The following is a 23,541-nucleotide window of genomic DNA, read 5'->3' as shown; positions in this document are numbered from 1 at the left end:
CGCGCACACTCCGGACCGTCAGGTCGTCGTCGACCGCCGGCGTCTCGCACCCGGACGCCGCTCGCTCGGCCGGGTCACCGGGTCACCGGCCTCCTTCGCCGCGTCCCGGCGCCGCGCGCCGAAGTCCGACAGCGCCTGCGCCAGCTTGTGGACCGACGGCTCCGGGGAGAGAACGTCGACCCGCAGACCGTGCTCCTCCGCCGTCTTCGCCGTCGCCGGACCGATACACGCGATCACCGTCACGTTGTGCGGCTTGCCCGCGATACCGACCAGGTTGCGCACCGTCGAGGACGAGGTGAAGAGCACCGCGTCGAACCCGCCGCCCTTGATCGCCTCACGGGTCTCGGCCGGCGGCGGCGACGCGCGGACCGTGCGGTACGCGGTCACGTCGTCGACCTCCCAGCCCAGCTCGATCAGCCCGGCCACCAGCGTCTCCGTGGCGATGTCCGCACGCGGCAGGAACACCCGGTCGATCGGGTCGAAGACCGGGTCGTACGGCGGCCAGTCCTCCAGCAGGCCCGCGGCCGACTGCTCACCCGACGGCACCAGGTCCGGCTTCACCCCGAAGTCGACCAGCGCCGCCGCCGTCTGCTCACCGACGGCCGCGACCTTGATCCCGGCGAAGGCACGGGCGTCCAGCCCGTACTCCTCGAACTTCTCCCGGACCGCCTTCACCGCGTTGACCGAGGTGAACGCGATCCACTCGTACCGCCCCGTCACCAGGCCCTTGACCGCGCGCTCCATCTGCTGGGGCGTACGCGGCGGCTCGACCGCGATGGTCGGCACCTCGTGCGGCACGGCGCCGTACGAACGCAGCTGGTCGGAGAGCGAGGCCGCCTGCTCCTTCGTACGCGGCACGAGCACCTTCCAGCCGAACAGCGGCTTGGACTCGAACCACGACAGCTGGTCACGCTGGGCGGCCGAGCTGCGCTCCCCGACCACGGCTATGACCGGCCGGTGCCCCTCCGGCGAGGGGAGGACCTTCGCCTGCTTCAGCACCTGCCCGACCGTGCCGAGCGTCGCCGTCCAGGTCCGCTGGCGCGTCGTCGTCCCGGCCACGGTCACCGTCATCGGGGTGTCGGGCTTGCGGCCGGCCGAGACCAGCTCACCCGCGGCGGCGGCCACCGCGTCCAGCGACGTCGACACCACGACCGTCGCGTCGCTCGCCCCGACCTCGGACCAGCAACGGTCCGTCGCCGTACGGGCGTCCACGAAACGCACATCGGTGCCCTGCGCGTCACGCAGCGGCACACCGGCGTACGCCGGCACACCGACGGCGTTGGCCACCCCGGGCACCACCTCGAAGGGCACACCCGCGGCGGCGCAGGCGAGCATCTCCGCACCCGTGTCACCGTCCATGCCCGGGTCGCCGCTGACGGCACGGACGACCCGCCTGCCACCCTTCGCGGCCTCCATGACAAGATTGGCGGCATCCCTGAGAACGGGTACACCGACGGCTGCTGACGAAGAGTCGACAACCGTCATCTCAGGCGTGCTCACCCCTGCCCGCGCATGGCCCCGGACGACGTCGAGCACCTCGGGCTCGGCTACAAGGACGTCCGCGCTCGCGAGCGCCTCGACAGCGCGCAGAGTCAGCAGTCCCGGGTCGCCGGGACCGGCGCCGAGGAAGGTGACGTGCCCTGAGGACAGGACAGGGAAGTCGGATACGACGGGGCCGGTGGGGCTCAAAGTGCTCGCTCCCCCATAAGACCGGCCGCACCCTTGGCGAGCATCTCGGACGCGAGTTCGCGGCCGAGGGCCGCCGCGTCGTCGTGCGACGTGGGGGCGGAACCGGTGATGGACAGCTGCACCAGGGAAGCGCCGTCGGTGGAACCGACGACACCGCGCAGGCGCAGTTCGTTGACAGTCTGGCCGTCGGCCCGGAAGTCGGCGAGCGCACCCACGGGTGCGGAACAGCCGGCCTCCAGGGCGGCGAGCAGGGCGCGCTCGGCGGTCACGGCGGCCCGGGTGTGCGGGTCGTCGAGCTCGGCGAGTGCTGCGGCGAGTCCGGTGCTGCTCGCAGCACACTCGATCGCCAGTGCTCCCTGGCCGGGAGCGGGCAGGACCGTGTCGGGCGACAGGAAGTCCGTCACCTCGGCGGTCCGGCCGAGGCGGCTCAGCCCGGCCGCGGCGAGTACCACCGCGTCGAGCTCTCCGCTCCGGACGAAATTGATACGCGTGTCGACGTTGCCGCGTATCGCGACGGTCTCTATGTCGAGACCGTGCGAGCGGGCGTACGCGTTGAGCTGCGCCATGCGGCGCGGCGACCCCGTACCGACGCGGGCGCCGGACGGCAGCTGCTCGAAGGCCAGCCCGTCCCGGGCGACCAGCGCGTCCCGGGGGTCCTCACGCTCCGGGACGGCGGCCAGCACCAGTCCCTCCGGCTGCGCGGTCGGCAGGTCCTTCAGCGAGTGCACCGCGAAGTCCACCTCGCCGCGCAGCAGCGCCTCGCGCAGCGCGGCGACGAACACACCGGTCCCGCCGATCTGCGCCAGGTGCTCCCGCGAGATGTCTCCGTACGTGGTGATCTCGACGAGCTCGACGGCACGCCCGGTCACCTCACGGACCGCATCGGCCACCATGCCGGACTGGGCCATGGCGAGCTTGCTGCGGCGGGTTCCGAGCCTCAGCGGCTCGGTGGTCCCCCCGCCCAGGGGTGAGTTGTCGGTCATGACCGCCCTCGATTCGGGTCGTTCAGGTCTGCCCGGGAGACGGCGGCAACCGTCTGCGGGTCGAGGTCGAAGAGTTCACGCAGAGCGTCGGCGTACCCGGCGCCGCCGGGCTCGCTGGCGAGCTGTTTGACCCGCACGGTGGGTGCGTGCAGGAGTTTGTCGACGACACGGCGCACGGTCTGCGTGATCTCCGCGCGCTGCTTCTCGTCGAGGCCGGGCAGGCGTCCCTCCAGCCGTGCGATCTCACCGGCCACCACATCGGCGGCCATCGTGCGCAGGGCCACGACGGTCGGGGTGATGTGGGCGGCGCGCTGCGCGGCACCGAAGGCGGCGACCTCGTCGGCGACGATGGTGCGCACCAGGTCCACGTCGGCGGCCATCGGGGCGTCCGCGGACGCCTCGGCCAGCGACTCGATGTCGACCAGCCGCACCCCGTCGACACGGTGGGCCGCGCCGTCGATGTCACGCGGCATCGCCAGGTCGAGCAGGTACAGCCGGGCCGGGGCGGCGCTCGCCACCCGTACGGGCCGTACGGAACGGTCCTGCGCCGGGACGCCGGCGGCCGTGGCGGAACCGTTCTCCACCCAGGCGGCGTGCTGGTCCAGCTCCTCCACCACGCGGGCCACGGGGGCGCCCGGGGCCTTCTCCGGGTGGTCGAAGTCCACGCCCAGCGCCTGGGCGACCGCGTGCGCGGTCAGGACGAGACCGGTGGCACCGGTGCAGGAGACGACGATGTCTGCACGTGTCAGTTCGTCGGCCACGGCCGCCATCTCCACCGCACGGGCCGCCCCGGCAGCGCTCTGGCCGAGGATCTCCACGAGCCGGTCGGCGCGCGCCCGGGTCCGGTTGGCGACGACGACCTCGGCGACACCGGCGCGCACCAGGGTGGCGGCGGCCAGCGAGGACATCGAGCCGGCACCTATCACCAGGGCCCGCTTGCCCGCCGCCCAGCCGGTGACCTCGGCACCCTGGGCCAGCTGTTCCAGCCCGAAGGTGACGAGCGACTGCCCGGCCCGGTCGATACCGGTCTCGCTGTGGGCGCGCTTGCCGACCCGCAGGGCCTGCTGGAAGAGGTCGTTCAGCAGGCGGCCCGCGGTGTGCAGCTCCTGCCCCAGGGCGAGCGCGTCCTTGATCTGGCCGAGGATCTGGCCCTCGCCGACGACCATCGAGTCCAGCCCGCAGGCCACCGAGAAGAGGTGGTGGACGGCGCGGTCCTCGTAGTGCACGTAGAGATACGGAGTGAGCTCGTCCAGACCGACCCCGCTGTGCTGGGCCAGCAGGGTGGACAGCTCGGCGACGCCCGCGTGGAACTTGTCCACGTCGGCGTACAGCTCGATGCGGTTGCAGGTGGCCAGCACGGCGGCCTCGGTCGCGGGCTGGGCGGCCAAGGTGTCCTGCAGCAGCTTCGTGCGGGCGTCGGCCTCCAGTGCCGCCCTCTCCAGCACGGAGACGGGGGCACTGCGGTGGCTCAGCCCTACGACCAGGAGGCTCATGCCGGCATCACGGCGGGCAGGTCGCCGTCGGGTCCCTTCCGGTTCGTCGGGGTGGCGCGCACGGGCGGAGCGGCCTCGCCGGCGGGGGCGCCGTCCCCGGCGGCCTCCTCACCGGCCTTGCGCTGCTCGTGGAACGCCAGGATCTGCAGCTCGATCGAGAGGTCGACCTTGCGTACGTCGACGCCCTCGGGCACGGACAGGACCGTCGGCGCGAAGTTCAGGATGGAGGTCACGCCCGCGGCGACGAGCCGGTCGCAGACCTGCTGGGCCGCGCCGGGCGGAGTGGTGATGACGCCGATGGACACACCGTTGTCGCTGATGATCCGGTCCAGGTCGTCGGTGTGCTGGACGGGGATCCCGGCGACGGGCGCACCCGCCATGGCCGGGTCCGCGTCGATCAGCGCGGCGACCCGGAACCCGCGGGAGGCGAAACCGCCGTAGTTGGCGAGAGCCGCGCCGAGGTTGCCGATACCGACGATGGCGACCGGCCAGTCCTGGGTGAGCCCGAGCTCACGCGAGATCTGGTACACGAGATACTCGACGTCGTACCCGACACCACGGGTGCCGTAGGAGCCCAGGTAGCTGAAGTCCTTGCGGAGCTTGGCGGAGTTGACCCCCGCCGCGGCCGCGAGTTCCTCGGACGACACCGTGGGCACCGAACGCTCGGAGAGCGCCGTCAGTGCGCGTAGATACAGCGGAAGCCGGGCGACGGTGGCCTCGGGAATTCCTCGGCTACGGGTCGCCGGTCGGTGAGTTCGGCCAGTTGCCACGGTGCTCCTGCGGGATGAGCGGGGCTGCAGGCGGCCGTATGTCCTATGACCGCCCCGTCGACAGCAGGCTATGTCTTTGTGAACGCGTGCACAAAGATGGTGTCCGTTTTGTCCGGTCAAAGTGACCGGGGTCACGCGTATTCCCTGCGCGATCCAGGAACCGAAGGCGGCATCGGCCCGTTGGGGGCCCGGCGGGGGCAAAGCGGTACACGCTCCTCATGTCCATGCCCCCGAGACCACTCAAAACGCCCATGATGGTAGCCGGGATCCACGGGGGAAGCGCACTACGCGCACAGCGCTGTGCGCAGTCTCACCGGATCGACCTTCCAGAAGGTGTGCTGCTCACCGTCGACCAGGACCACCGGGATCTGCTCCCAGTACTCCTTGTACAGGGCCTCGTCCTGGGTGATGTCCTTCTCCTCCCAGGCCGCACCGGTCTCTTCGCACACCTCGCGCACCACCAGGCGCGCGTCGTCACAGAGATGACAGCCGGGCTTCCCCACGAGGGTCACCACCCGGTCCGCGGGCTTCTTCTTCGCACGGCGCAGCAGGGGACTCATGCCTCCATTCTGCGCCGCCCCGCCCGCGCCCGGGAGCACCCGGACGCCACCGCGTCCGGCGGGGCGGCGAAGACAGCGGCGACCGCCCGGGGCCCCGGGCACGAGGAGGGGCCGGAGCCCTCGGCGCACCCGTCCCCGGGAGTTCACCCCACGGTGTCCGGCCAGGTCGGGAATCGTCGGACCGAATGGCTATGCTCACCGCATGGCCGCTCTTGGATGGCTCACCCCCCGCAGGCGCCCCGCCACGGCACGGAGCGTGCTGGCAGGCGAGGCCGCAGCCGAGGCGGCGCGCAGGTCGGCACTGGCCGAGGACCGGACCACCGCCCCGGAGGAAGCGGGCGAGACCGCGTTCCCGGTGGCCGGGGACGACCGCGCCGCCGCCTTCTTCGACCTCGACAACACCGTCATGCAGGGCGCCGCGATCTTCCACTTCGGGCGCGGCCTGTACAAGAGGAAGTTCTTCGAGCGCCGCGAACTCACCAGGTTCGCCTGGCAGCAGGCATGGTTCCGGCTGGCCGGTGTCGAGGACCCCGAGCACATGCAGGACGCCCGCGACAGCGCGCTGTCCATCGTCAAGGGCCACCGCGTCTCCGAGCTGATGTCCATCGGGGAGGAGATCTACGACGAGTACATGGCCGACCGCATCTGGCCCGGCACCCGCGCGCTCGCCCAGGCCCACCTCGACGCGGGCCAGAAGGTCTGGCTGGTCACCGCCGCCCCGGTGGAGACCGCCACGATCATCGCCCGCCGCCTGGGGCTGACCGGGGCGCTCGGCACGGTCGCCGAGTCCGTCGACGGCGTCTACACCGGCCGCCTGGTCGGCGAACCCCTGCACGGCCCCGCCAAGGCCGAGGCCGTACGCGCCCTGGCGGCGGCGGAAGGCCTGGACCTCGAACGCTGCGCCGCCTACAGCGACTCCCACAACGACATCCCGATGCTGTCGCTCGTCGGCCACCCGTACGCGATCAACCCGGACGCCAAACTCCGCAAGCACGCCCGTCAACTGGACTGGCGGCTGCGCGACTACCGCACCGGGCGCAAGGCGGCCAAGGTCGGCATCCCGGCCGCCGCGGGCGTGGGCGCCCTGGCCGGCGGCACCGCCGCCGCGGTCGCCCTGCACCGCCGCCGCCGCTGACGGCCCCCCGCCCCGCTTCCCCGCGCACCCCCGCCCCGGCCCCGCCCCCGCCCCGGACGCCGGCCGCTCACACGTTCCCCCGCGGCGGTCACCGGCCGCAGCCACCGCCGCACCCCGGCCACGCCCGGGGCGGACAAGCCGTCGAAGCCGGTCCGGACGCTTGGGCCGCCTACCGCTCCGGCCAGTCGCGTTCACTTCCCGTGACCACAACCCGTCGTCACCGCAGACACATCACGAAGCGGTTCGATCAATAAATGGTCAGCACATGGCACTTGAATCGTCACCCAGAGGGCACGAAAGCGACGTAATCGATGATTTGAGCAACTGGGTGTAGCACTGCCTATACGAAGCGTTATTCTCCTCAGACGCATGAAGAGCCCGTCACTCGACACCACGGGTGACGGTTTTCGAACTGCACGTGATGGAAGCTCTGCCTCTGGGAGTCCCGTGTACCCACACGTCGGGGTTGACGCCTCGGGCCTGGCTACGCTCCGCGCGACGGTCATCGACCATCTGCGCGGTCTCGTCCCCACCGCGACGGCCGTCCCCGCCTTTGCCGCCCCCGCGCCGGCCGGCCCCTGCTACGCGCTCGCCGAGCGCAGCGCGGCGGTCGGAAGACGCGGCAACCGCGGCGCCGCGACCGCGTCCACGTCCGCGTCCACCGTCCGCCGCCCCACGGCGGACAGCGACAGCGCGCGCATGATGGACCTCGTCGAGCGCGCCCAGGCCGGTGAGGCCGAGGCCTTCGGCCGCCTGTACGACCAGTACAGCGACACCGTGTACCGGTACATCTACTACCGCGTCGGCAGCAAGGCGACGGCGGAGGACCTCACCAGCGAGACGTTCCTGCGTGCCCTGAGGCGCATCTCCACCTTCACCTGGCAGGGCCGCGACTTCGGCGCCTGGCTGGTCACGATCGCGCGCAACCTGGTCGCCGACCACTTCAAGTCCAGCCGTTTCCGGCTCGAAGTGACCACCGGCGAGATGCTCGACGCCAACGAGGTCGCCCGGAGCCCGGAGGACTCCGTCCTGGAGTCCCTCTCCAACGCAGCCCTGCTCCAGGCCGTACGCCGCCTCAACCCCCAGCAGCAGGAGTGCGTGACCCTGAGGTTCCTCCAGGGCCTCTCGGTCGCCGAGACCGCGCGGGTCATGGGCAAGAACGAGGGTGCGATCAAGACCTTGCAGTACCGAGCCGTCCGCACCCTGGCCCGGCTGCTGCCCGACGACGCGCGCTGACCCCTTCCGCACCCCCGCGTCACCATGAGTGACGTGTTCGTGACATGCTGTCGGATCGGCGTGCCGTCCGTAACCCAACTGCCGAGCCCCTCGTTGTGCCGGATGCAGGCCCCCTGTCGCTACGCCATGGCCGGAACCACACACCCGATCGTGTGGAAATCCGCCGGGCGTACAACCTTCCGGACCCGCAGGGGAGTCGACCGTCATGACGAGAGGAGGTGCCGCCAGTGATCGCAAACGTTTCGGCACACCGGCGGGCGAACGCCTTCGCCCAGGCCCTGGAAGAGCAGCCGTCCCAGGGTGCGGCGGCCGGACAGCCCGATGAACCGGCCGCACCGGCCGAACACGGACCGCTGCTGGCCCTGGCGAACGGCCTCGGAGAGCTACCGAAGCCGGAATTGGATCCCGAGGTCAAAACGGTGCAGCGAGCCCAGCTCGTCGCGGCCATGGAGACCATGTTCGCCCAGGGCGGTGCGTCCACGGGCCCTACGGTGCCCGAACAACGGAGCAAGGGAGCCCACCGGGCGTCCCCGCTCCGGAAGTTGCGCCCACGCTCCCGCTGGGCGAAAGGGCTCACCGCGGGCGGCATCACGGTCGGTGTGGCGGCGGGAGCGTTCGGCGGAGTGGCCGCTGCCAGTTCCGACGCCCTCCCGGGTGACTCCCTCTACGCGCTGAAACGCGGCATGGAGGACATCCACCTCGGCATGGCCAACGGCGACGCCGACCGCGGGGAGGTCTACCTCGACCAGGCGTCGACCCGCCTGAGCGAAGCCCGCCGGCTGATGGAGCGCGCCCGCGCCGGGCAGATGGACCACGAGTCCCTCGGCGAGGTCAGGCGCACGCTCAACGGCATGACGCACGACGCCACCGAGGGCCACCGCCTGCTGCGCTCCGCCTACCAGCGCGACGGTTCCCTCGGCCCGATCCAGACCCTGGACACGTTCTCCCGCGCGCACCGCGACAGCTGGAGCGACCTCCGCGACCGGCTGCCGGTCCAGCTCGCCGACATCGGCGAACAGGTCAGTTCGGTCTTCGAGGCCATGGACGAAGAGGTCGCCCCGCTCCAGTCCCTGCTGCCCCGCACCCCGGGCAAAGGCGAGGAGACCGAGCGGTCCGGCTCCCGCCAGGGCGACGCCGGCCCTTCGGACACGGAGCGTCCGGCGCCCTCCTCCCCCGCGGCGCCCGGCCCGGGGGAGGAGGGCGCCGACACCTCCCCACAGCCGTCCGGTACCGGGGAAGGTCCTGGGGAGGGCCTGATCGGCGGCGGCACGAGCGGTCTGCTGGACGGTCTCCCGACCGACGCCGCCACCCCGTCCGCACCGTCCGGCGGCACCGGTCAGGCGCCACCGGTGCCGGACGTCACCCTGCCGCCACTGCTCCCGGGGCTGCTGCCCGGTCTGGGACTCGGCAGCGAGGACCTCGAACCGTAGCCGGACCGTTCGTGCGCCTCGCACGTGCCGGAGGGGGTGCCGCGACCCGGGCGGCACCCCCTCCGCGCGGGCTCCGTGCGGGCCGGACCCGCCCGGTCCCGGTCCGGGAGGACGCCCGGTCCAGAAGCACGTCCCGTCCGGAAGAACACCGGGTCCCGGGAAACGCCGGGTTCAGAAGAACACCGACCGCCGTTGCACCAGCAGTTTGTACAGCGTGTGCTGGATCTGCTCGCGTACCTGGTCGGTCAGGTTGAACATCAGCATGGGGTCCTCCGCCGCCTCCGGCGGGAAGCCGTCCGTGGGGATGGGCTCCCCGAACTGGATGGTCCACTTCGTCGGCAGCGGTACGGCTCCGAGCGGGCCCAGCCACGGGAAGGTGGGGGTGAGGGGGAAGTAGGGGAATCCGAGGATGCGGGCCAGGGTCCGGGAGTTGCCGATCATCGGGTAGATCTCCTCCGCCCCCACGATCGAGCACGGCACGATCGGTACTCCGGCGCGCAGCGCGGTCGACACGAAGCCGCCCCGGCCGAAGCGCTGGAGCTTGTACCGGTCGCCGAAGGGTTTGCCGAGCCCTTTGAAGCCCTCGGGCATCACCCCGACGACTTCTCCGCCCTCCAGCAGCCGTTCCGCGTCCTCGGCGCAGGCCAGGGTGTGGCCGGCCTTCCGGGCCAGTTCGTTGACGACCGGCAGCATGAAGACCAGGTCGGCGGCGAGCAGCCGCAGGTGCCGTTTCGCGGGGTGGTGGTCGTGGACGGCGACCTGGAGCATCAGCCCGTCCAGCGGCAGGGTCCCCGAGTGGTTGGCCACCACCAGCGCCCCGCCGTCGGACGGGATGTTCTCGATGCCCTTCACCTCGACGCGGAAGTACGACCGGGCGAGCGGCCTCAGCAGCGACATGAGGACCTGGTCGGTCAGCTCCTCGTCGTAGCCGAACTCGTCGACGTCGTAGTCGCCCGTGAGGCGCCGGCGCAGGAAGGCGAGGCCCCCGGCGATCCGCCGGTCCCAGGAGCCCCCTCCAGGGCCCTCCGGCGGCTCCGGCGGCTCCTGGGGGCCCTGCTGCCCGTCCTCCGGCTCCTGGGCGCCCGGCAGCGCGCTCACGGGCGCGGCACCGGGCTCGTGCTGGCCCTGGCGCCCGGTGCCGGGCGTGGTGTTCCTGCGCCGCCCGCCGCCGGAACGCGACCGGTCGTCGTCGAAGGGAAGGACCTTGGCGTCCGCCATCGTCTCGCGCTCCTCTACCTGGCGCCGTGGGTCGGTCGGGTCGTGAGGCCGGTGCCCGGCGCGGCACCCTCGGCCGGCCGCAGCCGTGCCAGCCGGTCGACGGCCCGGCCCACCCGCTCGGGCGGCAGCAGTCCCGGCCGCCGGCTCCGGACGAAGTCCTCGAACGTCCGGGCCGTCGTGAACCTCGGGCGGAACCCCAGCGTCTCGCGCATCTGCGTCGTGGAGACCACCCGCCCGTGGGTGAGCAGCCGGATCTGTTCCGCCGAGAAGTCGGTCATCCCGACCGTGCGCAGGGCCGAACCGACCCAGGTGACGGCGGGGAGCAGCACCGGCACGGTCGGCCTGCCCAGCCGGCGCGCGCACTGTGACAGCAGCAGCACCCCGTCGCCCGCGATGTTGAAGGTTCCGCTGTTCAGCGTCCCGCGCCGCGGTTCGCGGGCGGCGATGTCCAGGACGTCGAGGACGTCGTCCTCGTGGACGAACTGGAGCCGCGGGTCGTAGCCGAGGACCGTGGGCAGGACGGGCAGCGCCAGGTAGTCGGCGAGCGGCGAGTCCGGGTCCGGCCCCAGGATGTTCGCGAACCGCAGCACGCAGACCGCCACATCGGGCCTGCGGCGCGCGAAGCCGCGTACGTACCCCTCGACCTCCACCGCGTCCTTGGCGAAGCCGCCGCCGGGCAGTGACTTGGGCGGGGTGGTCTCGGTGAAGACGGCCGGGTCGCGCGGGGCCGCGCCGTAGACGCTCGTACTGGACTTGACGACGAGACGCCGGACGGACGGCGACTTCTGGCAGGCACCGAGGAGCTGCAGGGTGCCGATGACGTTCGTCTCCTTGGCGTTCGTGCGCCCGCCCCCGCCCAGCGACTTCGCCGACACGTCGAGATGGACGACGGTGTCCACGGCGTGCTCGGCCAGGACCCGGGTGATCGCCGGCCCGCGGATGTCGGCCCGGACGAACTCGGCGTCCCCCAGCGGGTGCCCGGGCTCGGTCATGTCGACGGCGATCACCCGGTCCACACCGGGGTCCTGCTGGACGCGTCGGACGAAACGGCCGCCCAGCTGCCGGGCCGCTCCCGTGACGAGCACGATCTTCCCCAAGATCAGCGCCTTCCGTCGGCTACGTGCACACAGCGGGGTCTTCCCCTGCCGTCACCGTAGTCGCTCGGTCTTTCACACGGACGCCCCCATGCCTGCCTTTACCGAACCGATGACGGGAAACACCCCGCCACCGCGCCCGCACCACACCTCACACCTCGCACCTCGCACCTCGCACCTCGCGCCTCGCCCGGAACGCGCCGAGGCCCTCCCACCGGAACGGCGGGAGGGCCTCGGACTCACGAACGGCGTTCGCTTACTTCTTGTTGCGACGCTGAACGCGCGTGCGCTTGAGCAGCTTGCGGTGCTTCTTCTTGGCCATCCGCTTGCGCCGCTTCTTGATAACAGAGCCCACGACTACCCTCGCTTGTCTTCTTCACTGGTGCGGGGCGTCTGGGCCCACACGACCTACGTCGGCCTAGCCTACCCGCCACTGCGTGAGGGACGTAATCCGAGGGCGACGGTCAGGCCGACTCCACCCCCACGAAGGACTCACGGAGATACTCGTGAACTGCTTGCTCCGGGACCCGGAAGGACCTTCCCACCCTGATCGCCGGCAGATGACCGCTGTGCACCAAGCGGTACACGGTCATCTTGGACACCCTCATGACCGAGGCGACTTCCGCCACGGTCAGAAACTTGACCTCGTTCAGAGGCCTCTCGCTGCCAGCAGCCATGACCCACCTGTACCTTCCGCACGAGACGCGCACCGGCTTCCCCTCCGGTGACTCTTCGTCGTTGTGCGCTCACCGCCCAGATTAGGGGCGGGTGATGCGAGTGGGGAAGAGGTGAGACGACAGGGCGCCTACGGTGACAGACGGGCCCGATCGAGTACATAACGTGCCAGCGGCCGGTAGTGCTCCGAGGGCACCGCGTCATCGAGCGGCACGGCGACCGACACCACTCCCTCGGCCTCCCCCACGAAGAGCGCCGGGTCGTCGGTGTCCGCCAGGCCGATGGCCTCGATACCCAGCTGACCTGCCCCGCAGACCCAGCCGTGGTCCCCCACCACCAGCTCCGGCAACACCCCGCCGGCCTCCACCGCCGCCTCCAGGACCACCCTGACCGGCAGCGGGGAATGCGTATGCGCGCCGGTCGCACCACCCGGCGCCCGCACGCCCGGTTCGCGCATCATCGCAACGCCCCGCACGTAGTGGACGCTGTGCGTGCGTACACCGAACCGGGTCGTTATGTCGACACATCGCCCCTGCGCGTGGGTGAGTACCGCGCACCCGGCCGCCGACAGCGCGTCTGCCAGCCCGGCGTAGAAACCGAGCAGCCGGTGCGGGTGCCCGGTGCCGAACAGCACCGGGGACCGCCGCCGCGCGGCGTCCGCCAGCCGCCCCGCGAACGCGTCCAGACCCGCCAGCGTCCGCTCCGGATCGATCACGTCGAGGCCCGCGACCTGCCCGGGGTCGTCCGACACCCCGCACCGCTCGGCCATCAGCCTCAGCAGGTCACGCTCGCTCCAGGCCCGGCCGGGGTCGAGGCCCAGCAGCACCCGGGGGTCCCGCGCCGCGAAGAGACGGTAACTCCGCAGGCTGGCCTCCCGCGTGGTCGCCACGGTCCCGGCCAGCCGGGCCGACAGCAGATGCGCGCGCAGCGCTCCGGTGCTCAACACCCTGCCGATGCTGCCCTACCAGGGCCGGCCGGAGGCCGGAACCGGCGGGCTGCCCCCCGTTGGCGTGAGAACCCGTGACCGCCGGCGCGGCCGGCGTGACCGGTACGGCGACCCGCCGCGCGGGCCCCTCCCGGTCCGGCTCCCCGCCGTACGAACCCACCGTACGGAGTCCGCCGTACGGATCCCGCCCGCTCAGGCCAGCAGCCCCCGCAGCGGGAACACCGCCCGCCGGGTCGCCCGCACCGCCTGGTCCAGCCGGTCCGCCGGGTCGTAGCCGTCCTCCCACGACCGCCACACCGGCGTCCGGCCGTCCGTCATCCGGGCCGGTCCCGGCTGCCTGGTCCGGGCGTACACCTCGTCCCGCCACGACGGCGGGATCACCGACTCCGGGTCCACCGGGGCGTGCGCGGCAATGCCCACCAGGTGGGTCCAGGACCGCGGTACGACGTCCACCACCTCGTAACCGCCCCCGCCGAGCGCCACCCAGCGTCCCCCCTCCGCGTGGGCGTGCGCCAGCTCGTGACAGGCCGTCATGACCGCGCGCTGCGCGTCGAGCGACACCGCGAGATGGGCCAGGGGGTCCTCGAAGTGCGTATCGGCCCCGTGCTGGGTGACCAGTACCTGCGGCCGGAAATCGGCCAGCAGTTCCGGCACCACCGCGTGGAACGCCCGCAGCCACCCCGCGTCACCCGTACCGGCCGGGAGCGCCACGTTGACCGCGGATCCCTCGCCCGCCCCCGCGCCGGTCTCCTCCGGCCACCCGGTCTGCGGGAAGAGCGTGCGGGGATGCTCGTGCAGCGACACGGTCAGGACCCGCGGGTCCTCCCAGAACGCCGCCTGGACGCCGTCACCGTGGTGCACGTCCACATCGACGTACGCGACCCGCTCCACACCCAGCTCCAGCAACCGGGCGATGGCCAGCGCCGGATCGTTGTAGACGCAGAAACCGGCCGCCGCGCCCGGCATCGCGTGGTGCAGCCCGCCGCTGAAGTTCACCGCGTGCGCGGCCTCTCCCCGCCACACCGCCTCGGCCGCGCCGACGGACAGTCCGGCGATCAGCGCGGACGCCTCGTGCATACCGGCGAAGGCCGGGTCGTCGGTGGTGCCGATCCCGTACGCCTGGTCGGCCGAGACCGGATCGGCGGACGCCGCGCGCACCGCGGCCACGTAGTCCCCGCGGTGCACCAGCCGCAGGGTGGACTCCCCCGCGGCCCGGGCGGACCGCACATCCACCGCCCGGTCGAGCCCGTAGGCACGCACCAGTGACATCGTCAGGGCGAGCCTGACCGGGTCCATGGGATGGCTGTCCCCGAAGTCGTATGCCGTTACCGCGTCATCCCACATCAGCCGTGCGCGCCCGCTCATGCCCGCCACCGTATCGGGCGGGCTCCGCGCCGAACGACCTGGCGTACACGAGCGTGGCGAGGACCAGCACCATCGGGACCAGCATCGCCCCCCGGTAGCTCCACACGTCACCCAGCGCGCCGACGAGCGGCGACCCGACGAGGAAACCCACGTAGTTGAAGACGTTCAGCCGGGCCACGGCCACATCGCTCGCCCCGGGGAAAAGCCGTCCGGCCGCGGCGAACGTCTGCGGCACGATCACACAGAGCCCCAGCCCCAGCAGCGTGAACCCGAGCATCCCCCACCAGGGCCCGGGCGCCACCGCCACCACCCCGAACCCCGCGGCCGCCAGCACACTCCCTCCGCGCACCACGGCCACCGCGCCCAGCCGCCGCACCCCGAGGTCCCCGACGGCCCTCCCCAGCAGCGTCGTGACCATGTAGACGTTGTACGGGACGGTCGCCAGCTGTTCCGAACCGCCCAGCACGTCCTGAAGGTACTTCGCGCTCCAGTTGGAGACCGTCGAGTCCCCGATGTACGCGAACGCCATCACCAGGCAGAGCGGCATCAGCAGTCCGAACGGCACCGGGGGACCCCCCGGCCCCTTCCCGGCCTCCCCCGCCGTACCGGACTCCCCCGCCCTCCCGGTTCCCTCTCCGGCCGCCGGCAGGACCGCCCCGGCCCCTTCCACCGCCGGCGCGCCGTCCTCGCCCCCTGTGGTGTACCAGCGGCTCCCGAGGAGCGCCGCGGGCAGCAGGAGCACCACGGCCGGCAGATAGGACACCAGCAGGGGGAGGTCCCAGTGGGCGCCCGACCACGCCAGGGACGCCCCGGCGATGCCCCCGAGGCTGTAGGCGGCGTGGAACCCGAGCATGATGCTGCGCCCGTACGCGCGTTGCAGGCTGACGCCCATCATGTTCATGGACGCGTCGAGCGCTCCGACCGCCAGCCCGAAGACACCCAGCGCCACGGCGGCCTGCCACACCTCGTCACCCGCGCCCACCCCGAGCAGCGCCAGCATCACCACGGGCTGCGCCCACCGGAGCAGGACGGCCGGCCTCACCCGGGCGACCACCTTCTCGGTGGCCACACTGGCAACCCCCGCCAGGACGGGAACGGCGGCCAGGAACACGGGCAGCAGCCCGTCGGATATCCCGTACCGGTCCTGGATCGCGGGGATCCGCGTCACGAGCAGGGCGAAGGTCACCCCCTGCACCAGGAAGCTCAAGGCCAGGGAGGCTCTGCCGTACCGCAGCCGCGCGTTCGTCATGGCCGCGAGCGTATGGCCCGGGGACAGCGCTGGACAGACTGCGGGAGCGGGAGTTCAGGCGAGGAGTCCGGGAAGCCCTGCCATGTCGGAGAAGTGCCCGGTGACCCCGGTGAGCCGGTCCGCGGGCATCATCGAGGTGAAGCCGTAGACGTCCATCCCCGCGGCACGGGCCGCCTCGACACCGAGCGGACTGTCCTCGATCACCACGCAGCGCTCGGGGCTGACACCCATGCTCGCGGCGGCGTGCAGGAACAGGTCGGGCGCCGGCTTCCCCCGCCCGACGTCCTCCGAGCTGAAGATCCACTCGTCCTCGAACCACTGGTCGAGCCCGGTCCGCCGGTGCCCGGCCACGATCTTCCGGTGGCTTCCCGACGAGGCGACGCAGTAGGCGACCCCGTCGGCGACCAGCTTGCCCAGCAGCTCCTCGACACCGTCGACGACGACGAGTTCCTGCTGGAAGGCGGCGATGGTACGGGTGTTCAGCTGCTCGTCGAAGTCCGCGGGCAGCTTCTGGCCGGTCCGTTCCTCCACGAGGTCGTGCACCCGGTGGACGGCCGCCCCCATGAAGTCGCGGACGGACTCCTCGTACGTGGTGGGGTGGCCGAGCTCGGTGAGGTAGCCGGCGAGGACGGTGTTGGAGATCGGCTCACTGTCGACAAGCACACCGTCGTTGTCGAAGATGACCAGTTCGTAGCGCATGGTCCGACAGTAAGGGCTGTCCCGTAATCCCTCGTGGAACAGCGCGCGACGACAAAGGCCGCACATCACGGCACACGGGGGTTGCCCGGGATGCCTGCCGGGCCCGTACCGGAGGGGAACCGGTCCGGTACGCCGGCCCCCGGCCGATGGAACCGGCAGCGCGATGAAACCGGTGGTGAACGCAGGAAAGCCCCGCACCAAAAGGTGCGGGGCTTTCCCGGAATAATTGTTCGGCGGCGTCCTACTCTCCCACAGGGTCCCCCCTGCAGTACCATCGGCGCTGAAAGGCTTAGCTTCCGGGTTCGGAATGTAACCGGGCGTTTCCCTAACGCAATGACCACCGAAACACTATGAAATTAACCAACACCGGACAACAACACGGCCGTTCGTTATTTCAGAACTAACACAGTGGACGCGAGCAACTGAGGACAAGCCCTCGGCCTATTAGTACCAGTCAGCTCCACCCGTTACCGGGCTTCCACATCTGGCCTATCAACCCAGTCGTCTACTGGGAGCCTTAACCACTCAAGGTGGTGGGAACACTCATCTCGAAGCAGGCTTCCCGCTTAGATGCTTTCAGCGGTTATCCTTTCCGAACGTAGCCAACCAGCCATGCCCTTGGCAGGACAACTGGCACACCAGAGGTTCGTCCGTCCCGGTCCTCTCGTACTAGGGACAGCCCTTCTCAATATTCCTACGCGCACAGCGGATAGGGACCGAACTGTCTCACGACGTTCTAAACCCAGCTCGCGTACCGCTTTAATGGGCGAACAGCCCAACCCTTGGGACCGACTCCAGCCCCAGGATGCGACGAGCCGACATCGAGGTGCCAAACCATCCCGTCGATATGGACTCTTGGGGAAGATCAGCCTGTTATCCCCGGGGTACCTTTTATCCGTTGAGCGACAGCGCTTCCACAAGCCACTGCCGGATCACTAGTCCCGACTTTCGTCCCTGCTCGACCCGTCGGTCTCACAGTCAAGCTCCCTTGTGCACTTACACTCAACACCTGATTGCCAACCAGGCTGAGGGAACCTTTGGGCGCCTCCGTTACTCTTTAGGAGGCAACCGCCCCAGTTAAACTACCCATCAGACACTGTCCCTGATCCGGATCACGGACCCAGGTTAGACATCCAGCACGACCAGAGTGGTATTTCAACGACGACTCCACAACCACTGGCGTGGCCGCTTCAAAGTCTCCCACCTATCCTACACAAGCCGAACCGAACACCAATATCAAACTATAGTAAAGGTCCCGGGGTCTTTCCGTCCTGCTGCGCGAAACGAGCATCTTTACTCGTAGTGCAATTTCACCGGGCCTATGGTTGAGACAGTCGAGAAGTCGTTACGCCATTCGTGCAGGTCGGAACTTACCCGACAAGGAATTTCGCTACCTTAGGATGGTTATAGTTACCACCGCCGTTTACTGGCGCTTAAGTTCTCAGCTTCGCACACCCGAAAGTGCACTAACCGGTCCCCTTAACGTTCCAGCACCGGGCAGGCGTCAGTCCGTATACATCGCCTTACGGCTTCGCACGGACCTGTGTTTTTAGTAAACAGTCGCTTCTCGCTGGTCTCTGCGGCCACCCCCAGCTCACCGAGTAAATCGGATCACCGGTGATGGCCCCCCTTCTCCCGAAGTTACGGGGGCATTTTGCCGAGTTCCTTAACCATAGTTCACCCGAACGCCTCGGTATTCTCTACCTGACTACCTGAGTCGGTTTAGGGTACGGGCCGCCATGAAACTCGCTAGAGGCTTTTCTCGACAGCATAGGATCATCCACTTCACCACAATCGGCTCGGCATCAGGTCTCAGCCTTAACGTGTGACGGATTTGCCTACCACACGGCCTACACCCTTACCCCGGGACAACCACCGCCCGGGCTGGACTACCTTCCTGCGTCACCCCATCGCTTACCTACTACAAGTCTGGTTCATCGGCTCCACCACTACCCTCAACTCCGAAGAGATCGGGCCGGCTTCACGGACTTAGCATCGCCTGATTCAGTACTGGGCGTTTCAAAGCGGGTACCGGAATATCAACCGGTTGTCCATCGACTACGCCTGTCGGCCTCGCCTTAGGTCCCGACTTACCCTGGGCAGATCAGCTTGACCCAGGAACCCTTAGTCAATCGGCGCACACGTTTCTCACGTGTGTATCGCTACTCATGCCTGCATTCTCACTCGTGAACCGTCCACAACTCGCTTCCGCGGCTGCTTCACCCGGCACACGACGCTCCCCTACCCATCCATACAGGCGTTGGCCCTATGTGTATGAATGACACGACTTCGGCGGTACGCTTGAGCCCCGCTACATTGTCGGCGCGGAATCACTTGACCAGTGAGCTATTACGCACTCTTTCAAGGGTGGCTGCTTCTAAGCCAACCTCCTGGTTGTCTCTGCGACTCCACATCCTTTCCCACTTAGCGTACGCTTAGGGGCCTTAGTCGATGCTCTGGGCTGTTTCCCTCTCGACCATGGAGCTTATCCCCCACAGTCTCACTGCCGCGCTCTCACTTACCGGCATTCGGAGTTTGGCTAAGGTCAGTAACCCGGTAGGGCCCATCGCCTATCCAGTGCTCTACCTCCGGCAAGAAACACACGACGCTGCACCTAAATGCATTTCGGGGAGAACCAGCTATCACGGAGTTTGATTGGCCTTTCACCCCTAACCACAGGTCATCCCCCAGGTTTTCAACCCTGGTGGGTTCGGTCCTCCACGAAGTCTTACCTCCGCTTCAACCTGCCCATGGCTAGATCACTCCGCTTCGGGTCTAGAGCGTGCAACTCAAACGCCCTGTTCGGACTCGCTTTCGCTACGGCTTCCCCACACGGGTTAACCTCGCTACACACCGCTAACTCGCAGGCTCATTCTTCAAAAGGCACGCAGTCACGACGCACCGAGCAAGCTCGATGCGCGACGCTCCCACGGCTTGTAGGCACACGGTTTCAGGTACTATTTCACTCCGCTCCCGCGGTACTTTTCACCATTCCCTCACGGTACTATCCGCTATCGGTCACCAGGGAATATTTAGGCTTAGCGGGTGGTCCCGCCAGATTCACACGGGATTTCTCGGGCCCCGTGCTACTTGGGTGGTTCTCAAACGAGCCGTCAATGTTTCAGCTACGGGGGTCTTACCCTCTACGCCGGACCTTTCGCATGTCCTTCGCCTACATCAACGGTTTCTGACTCGTCTCACAGCCGGCAGACTGTGAAAGAGAACTCCCACAACCCCGCATGCGCAACCCCTGCCGGGTATCACACGCATACGGTTTGGCCTCATCCGGTTTCGCTCGCCACTACTCCCGGAATCACGGTTGTTTTCTCTTCCTGAGGGTACTGAGATGTTTCACTTCCCCTCGTTCCCTCCACACTGCCTATGTGTTCAGCAGCGGGTGACAGCCCATGACGACTGCCGGGTTTCCCCATTCGGAAACCCCCGGATCAAAGCTCGGTTGACAGCTCCCCGGGGACTATCGTGGCCTCCCACGTCCTTCATCGGTTCCTGGTGCCAAGGCATCCACCGTGCGCCCTTAAAAACTTGGCCACAGATGCTCGCGTCCACTGTGCAGTTCTCAAACAACGACCAGCCACCCATCACCCCACCCATAACAGGTGAGTGCACTGGGGCCGGCAACCGAAGGCGACCATCACGGCCGTACCTTCAGACACCCAACAGCGTGCCCAACCCGACCAGCCCATTCCCCGTGTTCCACGCCGAAGCAGTACTAACAGAAACCAGACCAGCCGTGCCGAATAGTCAACGTTCCACCCATGAGCAACCAGCACCGGACACTCGCCGGTGTACTGGCCCCTGACCGAGCGAACTCGGTAAGAAGTGCTCCTTAGAAAGGAGGTGATCCAGCCGCACCTTCCGGTACGGCTACCTTGTTACGACTTCGTCCCAATCGCCAGTCCCACCTTCGACAGCTCCCTCCCACAAGGGGTTGGGCCACCGGCTTCGGGTGTTACCGACTTTCGTGACGTGACGGGCGGTGTGTACAAGGCCCGGGAACGTATTCACCGCAGCAATGCTGATCTGCGATTACTAGCAACTCCGACTTCATGGGGTCGAGTTGCAGACCCCAATCCGAACTGAGACCGGCTTTTTGAGATTCGCTCCGCCTCACGACTTCGCAGCTCATTGTACCGGCCATTGTAGCACGTGTGCAGCCCAAGACATAAGGGGCATGATGACTTGACGTCGTCCCCACCTTCCTCCGAGTTGACCCCGGCAGTCTCCTGTGAGTCCCCATCACCCCGAAGGGCATGCTGGCAACACAGAACAAGGGTTGCGCTCGTTGCGGGACTTAACCCAACATCTCACGACACGAGCTGACGACAGCCATGCACCACCTGTATACCGACCACAAGGGGGGCACCATCTCTGGCGCTTTCCGGTATATGTCAAGCCTTGGTAAGGTTCTTCGCGTTGCGTCGAATTAAGCCACATGCTCCGCTGCTTGTGCGGGCCCCCGTCAATTCCTTTGAGTTTTAGCCTTGCGGCCGTACTCCCCAGGCGGGGAACTTAATGCGTTAGCTGCGGCACCGACGACGTGGAATGTCGCCAACACCTAGTTCCCAACGTTTACGGCGTGGACTACCAGGGTATCTAATCCTGTTCGCTCCCCACGCTTTCGCTCCTCAGCGTCAGTAATGGCCCAGAGATCCGCCTTCGCCACCGGTGTTCCTCCTGATATCTGCGCATTTCACCGCTACACCAGGAATTCCGATCTCCCCTACCACACTCTAGCTAGCCCGTATCGAATGCAGACCCGGGGTTAAGCCCCGGGCTTTCACATCCGACGTGACAAGCCGCCTACGAGCTCTTTACGCCCAATAATTCCGGACAACGCTTGCGCCCTACGTATTACCGCGGCTGCTGGCACGTAGTTAGCCGGCGCTTCTTCTGCAGGTACCGTCACTTTCGCTTCTTCCCTGCTGAAAGAGGTTTACAACCCGAAGGCCGTCATCCCTCACGCGGCGTCGCTGCATCAGGCTTTCGCCCATTGTGCAATATTCCCCACTGCTGCCTCCCGTAGGAGTCTGGGCCGTGTCTCAGTCCCAGTGTGGCCGGTCGCCCTCTCAGGCCGGCTACCCGTCGTCGCCTTGGTAGGCCATCACCCCACCAACAAGCTGATAGGCCGCGGGCTCATCCTTCACCGCCGGAGCTTTCAACCCCGTCCCATGCGGGACAGAGTATTATCCGGTATTAGACCCCGTTTCCAGGGCTTGTCCCAGAGTGAAGGGCAGATTGCCCACGTGTTACTCACCCGTTCGCCACTAATCCACCCCGAAGGGCTTCATCGTTCGACTTGCATGTGTTAAGCACGCCGCCAGCGTTCGTCCTGAGCCAGGATCAAACTCTCCGTGAATGTTTTCCCGTGATCGGGATGAACACCACGAGAGCGGAACGACCAGGTCGGAATATGACCGGTCGTTCACAGCGTCCTCGCTGTGTGTGCCTGACCGCATCCGAAAAAGTTCCGGACCGGGCAGGTCTTTTCAAAGGAACCACCAACCTGCCGAAGCAGGCCGGGGTATCAACATATCTGGCGTTGACTTTTGGCACGCTGTTGAGTTCTCAAGGAACGGACGCTTCCTTCGGTCCCGTCTCACCGGGCCCTCCGGGCGCTTCCCTTCGTTCTTGCGTTTCCGACTCTATCAGACTCTTCCGTGTCCGATTCCCGGCCGAAGCGGGATTCCTGCACTCGCCTTCCCGGTCCCACGCTTTCGCGCTTTCCCTTTCCGGCGAGTCCGACTCTATCAGATCCTTTCGGGCCTGATTCCCAGTCAGCGGGGTTTGTCTTCCCGGCCCTTCGGCCGTTCCGACGAGTGAGACATTAGCGGAATCCCGGGGCCCGACGCTAATCGGGGTCCTTCGAACGCTGATTCCTCATTTCGCACAGACGCACATACAAAACGCACGACAGATGTCGTTCGTTTGATGAGTGACTGCGGAATGGCTGCCCGGGGACCGACCGGAGTCGGCGCTCACGTCGGACAACTCGGAGCACACTACGGTCCCCGTCCGGCCGTGTCAACCCCGGCCCTCCCACCCCTGTACGGGCGGACCGGCCGGTGGTCGCGCGGGCCACGGCGGGGCGTGGCGGGCACCCGGGCGGTGGAGCCGCCGCACGGCGGCGCGGCGACGGCCCCACCCCGGCGGTATGCGGTTCAGCCGTTGCCGGAGGCCAGTTCGCGGCTCCGGTCACGGGCGGCCTCCAGGGCCGCGATGAGCGCGGCGCGCACCCCGTGGTTCTCCAGCTCCCGGATGGCGCTGATGGTGGTGCCCGCCGGGCTGGTCACCGCCTCGCGGAGCTTGACCGGGTGCTCCCCGCTGTCCCGCAGCATGACGGCGGCGCCGATGGCGGCCTGCACGATCAGGTCGTGCGCCTGGGCCCGGGGCAGACCGAGCAGGATGCCCGCGTCGGTCATGGCCTCGACGAGGAAGTAGAAGTACGCCGGGCCCGAACCGGACAGCGCGGTGGCCGCGTCCTGCTGGGACTCCGGGACACGGAGGGTCTTGCCGACGCCCCCGAAGATCGCCTCGGCGAGCGCGAGGTGTTCCGGCGTCGCGTGGCTGCCGGCCGAGATGACGGACATTCCCTCGTCCACCAGGACGGGGGTGTTCGGCATGACGCGGACGACGGGGGTCCCCTCGGTGAGGCGCTCCTCGATGAACGAGGTCGGGATTCCCGCGGCGGCGCTGATGACCAGGCGGTCCGCGGTGAGATGGGGCGCGAGTTCGCCGAGGAGCCCGCCCATGTCCTGCGGCTTCACCGCGAGGATCAGGATGTCCGCGCTCTTGGCCGCCTCGGGGTTGCTGACGGACTCGACGCCGTAACGGGTGCGCAGTTCCTCGGCGCGTTCCGTGCGGCGCGTGGTCACCAGCAGGCCGGAGGCCCGCCATCCGGCGCGGATCATGCCGCTGAGCAGGGCCTCGCCGATCTTGCCTGTACCGAGGACTGCGACTGTCTGGGTCATACGGTTTCAC

At 68.5% G+C, this 23,541-nt stretch carries 17 protein-coding genes and 3 rRNA genes; 3 read left to right on the top strand and 17 right to left on the bottom strand.

Annotated elements, in window-relative coordinates; translation table 11 throughout:
• Window positions 1-18: 18 nt before the first annotated feature.
• The 5 genes from CP967_RS19285 to CP967_RS19265 form a co-directional block, all read right to left on the bottom strand.
• Entirely contained in the window at window positions 19-1,689 is a 1,671-nt protein-coding gene (locus CP967_RS19285; RefSeq protein WP_150489158.1) for a bifunctional uroporphyrinogen-III C-methyltransferase/uroporphyrinogen-III synthase, read from the bottom strand.
• Window positions 1,686-2,672 carry a hydroxymethylbilane synthase gene (gene hemC / locus CP967_RS19280; protein ID WP_150489157.1) on the bottom strand — a complete coding sequence of 329 codons (987 nt, stop codon included), beginning with the start codon at window positions 2,670-2,672 and terminating at the stop codon, window positions 1,686-1,688. The genes CP967_RS19285 and hemC overlap by 4 nt, the downstream gene beginning before the upstream one ends.
• Window positions 2,669-4,165 (bottom strand): glutamyl-tRNA reductase, encoded by a 1,497-nt coding sequence (locus tag CP967_RS19275; protein WP_150489156.1) that lies wholly within the window; start codon window positions 4,163-4,165, stop codon window positions 2,669-2,671. The genes hemC and CP967_RS19275 overlap by 4 nt, the downstream gene beginning before the upstream one ends.
• The gene (locus tag CP967_RS19270) at window positions 4,162-4,935 is read right to left on the bottom strand and encodes a redox-sensing transcriptional repressor Rex (protein ID WP_150489155.1); all 774 of its coding nucleotides are present in this window, start codon (window positions 4,933-4,935) and stop codon (window positions 4,162-4,164) included. The genes CP967_RS19275 and CP967_RS19270 overlap by 4 nt, the downstream gene beginning before the upstream one ends.
• Before the next feature lie 284 nt (window positions 4,936-5,219).
• Window positions 5,220-5,495: a glutaredoxin family protein gene (locus CP967_RS19265; protein ID WP_150489154.1), complete on the bottom strand. Its 276-nt coding sequence runs from the start codon at window positions 5,493-5,495 to the stop codon at window positions 5,220-5,222.
• Between the two features lie 202 nt (window positions 5,496-5,697).
• Between CP967_RS19265 and CP967_RS19260 the strand changes: the two genes are divergently transcribed.
• The 3 genes from CP967_RS19260 to CP967_RS19250 all read left to right on the top strand — a co-directional run bounded on the left by CP967_RS19260 (window position 5,698) and on the right by CP967_RS19250 (window position 9,296).
• Complete coding sequence (locus CP967_RS19260) at window positions 5,698-6,630, top strand: HAD family hydrolase (RefSeq protein ID WP_150489153.1); 933 nt, start codon at window positions 5,698-5,700, stop codon at window positions 6,628-6,630.
• Between the two features lie 447 nt (window positions 6,631-7,077).
• Window positions 7,078-7,866 carry an ECF subfamily RNA polymerase sigma factor, BldN family gene (locus CP967_RS19255; protein WP_150489152.1) on the top strand — a complete coding sequence of 263 codons (789 nt, stop codon included), beginning with the start codon at window positions 7,078-7,080 and terminating at the stop codon, window positions 7,864-7,866.
• 227 nt (window positions 7,867-8,093) lie between these two features.
• Window positions 8,094-9,296 carry a DUF5667 domain-containing protein gene (locus tag CP967_RS19250; RefSeq protein WP_150489151.1) on the top strand — a complete coding sequence of 401 codons (1,203 nt, stop codon included), beginning with the start codon at window positions 8,094-8,096 and terminating at the stop codon, window positions 9,294-9,296.
• 171 nt (window positions 9,297-9,467) lie between these two features.
• Here the strand turns inward: CP967_RS19250 and CP967_RS19245 are convergent, their stop codons facing one another.
• From CP967_RS19245 to proC, 12 genes are all read right to left on the bottom strand, one after another.
• A complete protein-coding gene (locus tag CP967_RS19245; RefSeq protein ID WP_150489150.1) occupies window positions 9,468-10,514 on the bottom strand; it encodes a lysophospholipid acyltransferase family protein in 1,047 nt (348 codons plus the stop codon).
• Window positions 10,515-10,528: 14 nt separating this feature from the next.
• Window positions 10,529-11,611, bottom strand: a complete 1,083-nt coding sequence (locus CP967_RS19240) for an NAD-dependent epimerase/dehydratase family protein (protein ID WP_150489149.1) — start codon at window positions 11,609-11,611, stop codon at window positions 10,529-10,531.
• 253 nt (window positions 11,612-11,864) lie between these two features.
• Complete coding sequence (locus tag CP967_RS19235) at window positions 11,865-11,963, bottom strand: 30S ribosomal protein bS22 (protein WP_003948845.1); 99 nt, start codon at window positions 11,961-11,963, stop codon at window positions 11,865-11,867.
• Window positions 11,964-12,072: 109 nt separating this feature from the next.
• Window positions 12,073-12,285, bottom strand: coding sequence for a helix-turn-helix domain-containing protein (locus CP967_RS19230; protein WP_014046653.1), 213 nt, complete (start codon window positions 12,283-12,285; stop codon window positions 12,073-12,075).
• Window positions 12,286-12,413: 128 nt separating this feature from the next.
• Window positions 12,414-13,229 carry a phosphatase gene (locus CP967_RS19225; protein ID WP_150489148.1) on the bottom strand — a complete coding sequence of 272 codons (816 nt, stop codon included), beginning with the start codon at window positions 13,227-13,229 and terminating at the stop codon, window positions 12,414-12,416.
• Window positions 13,230-13,421: 192 nt separating this feature from the next.
• Window positions 13,422-14,594: an acetoin utilization protein AcuC gene (locus tag CP967_RS19220; protein WP_150489147.1), complete on the bottom strand. Its 1,173-nt coding sequence runs from the start codon at window positions 14,592-14,594 to the stop codon at window positions 13,422-13,424.
• On the bottom strand, window positions 14,563-15,843 hold the full coding sequence (locus CP967_RS19215; RefSeq protein WP_150489146.1) for an MFS transporter: 1,281 nt from the start codon (window positions 15,841-15,843) through the stop codon (window positions 14,563-14,565). Before CP967_RS19215 ends, CP967_RS19220 begins: the two co-directional genes overlap by 32 nt.
• 54 nt (window positions 15,844-15,897) lie before the next feature.
• Window positions 15,898-16,542, bottom strand: a complete 645-nt coding sequence (locus tag CP967_RS19210; protein WP_150489145.1) for an HAD family hydrolase — start codon at window positions 16,540-16,542, stop codon at window positions 15,898-15,900.
• Between the two features lie 228 nt (window positions 16,543-16,770).
• Window positions 16,771-16,887: ribosomal RNA gene (gene rrf, locus CP967_RS19205) — 5S ribosomal RNA — on the bottom strand.
• Between the two features lie 79 nt (window positions 16,888-16,966).
• Window positions 16,967-20,091 (bottom strand): 23S ribosomal RNA (locus CP967_RS19200).
• Between the two features lie 302 nt (window positions 20,092-20,393).
• Window positions 20,394-21,919 (bottom strand): 16S ribosomal RNA (locus tag CP967_RS19195).
• Together the 16S, 23S and 5S rRNA genes form the textbook arrangement of a ribosomal RNA operon.
• An 802-nt stretch (window positions 21,920-22,721) precedes the next feature.
• On the bottom strand, window positions 22,722-23,531 hold the full coding sequence (proC, locus tag CP967_RS19185; protein ID WP_150489144.1) for a pyrroline-5-carboxylate reductase: 810 nt from the start codon (window positions 23,529-23,531) through the stop codon (window positions 22,722-22,724).
• Window positions 23,532-23,541 lie beyond the last annotated feature (10 nt).

Origin of the sequence: Streptomyces nitrosporeus (assembly GCF_008704555.1) — a bacterium.
GTDB lineage: Bacteria > Actinomycetota > Actinomycetes > Streptomycetales > Streptomycetaceae > Streptomyces > Streptomyces nitrosporeus.
Note: the sequence above shows the minus strand (reverse complement) of the source record. Positions and strands in the feature narration are given on the sequence as shown.

Excerpts from the sequence above, each read along its gene's own strand:
- hemC (WP_150489157.1), bottom strand. The coding sequence starts at position 2,672 with ATGACCGACAACTCACCCCTGGGCGGGGGGACCACCGAGCCGCTGAGG.
- CP967_RS19275 (WP_150489156.1), bottom strand. The coding sequence starts at position 4,165 with ATGAGCCTCCTGGTCGTAGGGCTGAGCCACCGCAGTGCCCCCGTCTCC.
- CP967_RS19265 (WP_150489154.1), bottom strand. The coding sequence starts at position 5,495 with ATGAGTCCCCTGCTGCGCCGTGCGAAGAAGAAGCCCGCGGACCGGGTG.
- CP967_RS19260 (WP_150489153.1), top strand. The coding sequence starts at position 5,698 with ATGGCCGCTCTTGGATGGCTCACCCCCCGCAGGCGCCCCGCCACGGCA.
- CP967_RS19245 (WP_150489150.1), bottom strand. The coding sequence starts at position 10,514 with ATGGCGGACGCCAAGGTCCTTCCCTTCGACGACGACCGGTCGCGTTCC.
- CP967_RS19230 (WP_014046653.1), bottom strand. The coding sequence starts at position 12,285 with ATGGCTGCTGGCAGCGAGAGGCCTCTGAACGAGGTCAAGTTTCTGACC.
- CP967_RS19220 (WP_150489147.1), bottom strand. The coding sequence starts at position 14,594 with ATGAGCGGGCGCGCACGGCTGATGTGGGATGACGCGGTAACGGCATAC.
- CP967_RS19215 (WP_150489146.1), bottom strand. The coding sequence starts at position 15,843 with ATGACGAACGCGCGGCTGCGGTACGGCAGAGCCTCCCTGGCCTTGAGC.
- CP967_RS19210 (WP_150489145.1), bottom strand. The coding sequence starts at position 16,542 with ATGCGCTACGAACTGGTCATCTTCGACAACGACGGTGTGCTTGTCGAC.
- proC (WP_150489144.1), bottom strand. The coding sequence starts at position 23,531 with ATGACCCAGACAGTCGCAGTCCTCGGTACAGGCAAGATCGGCGAGGCC.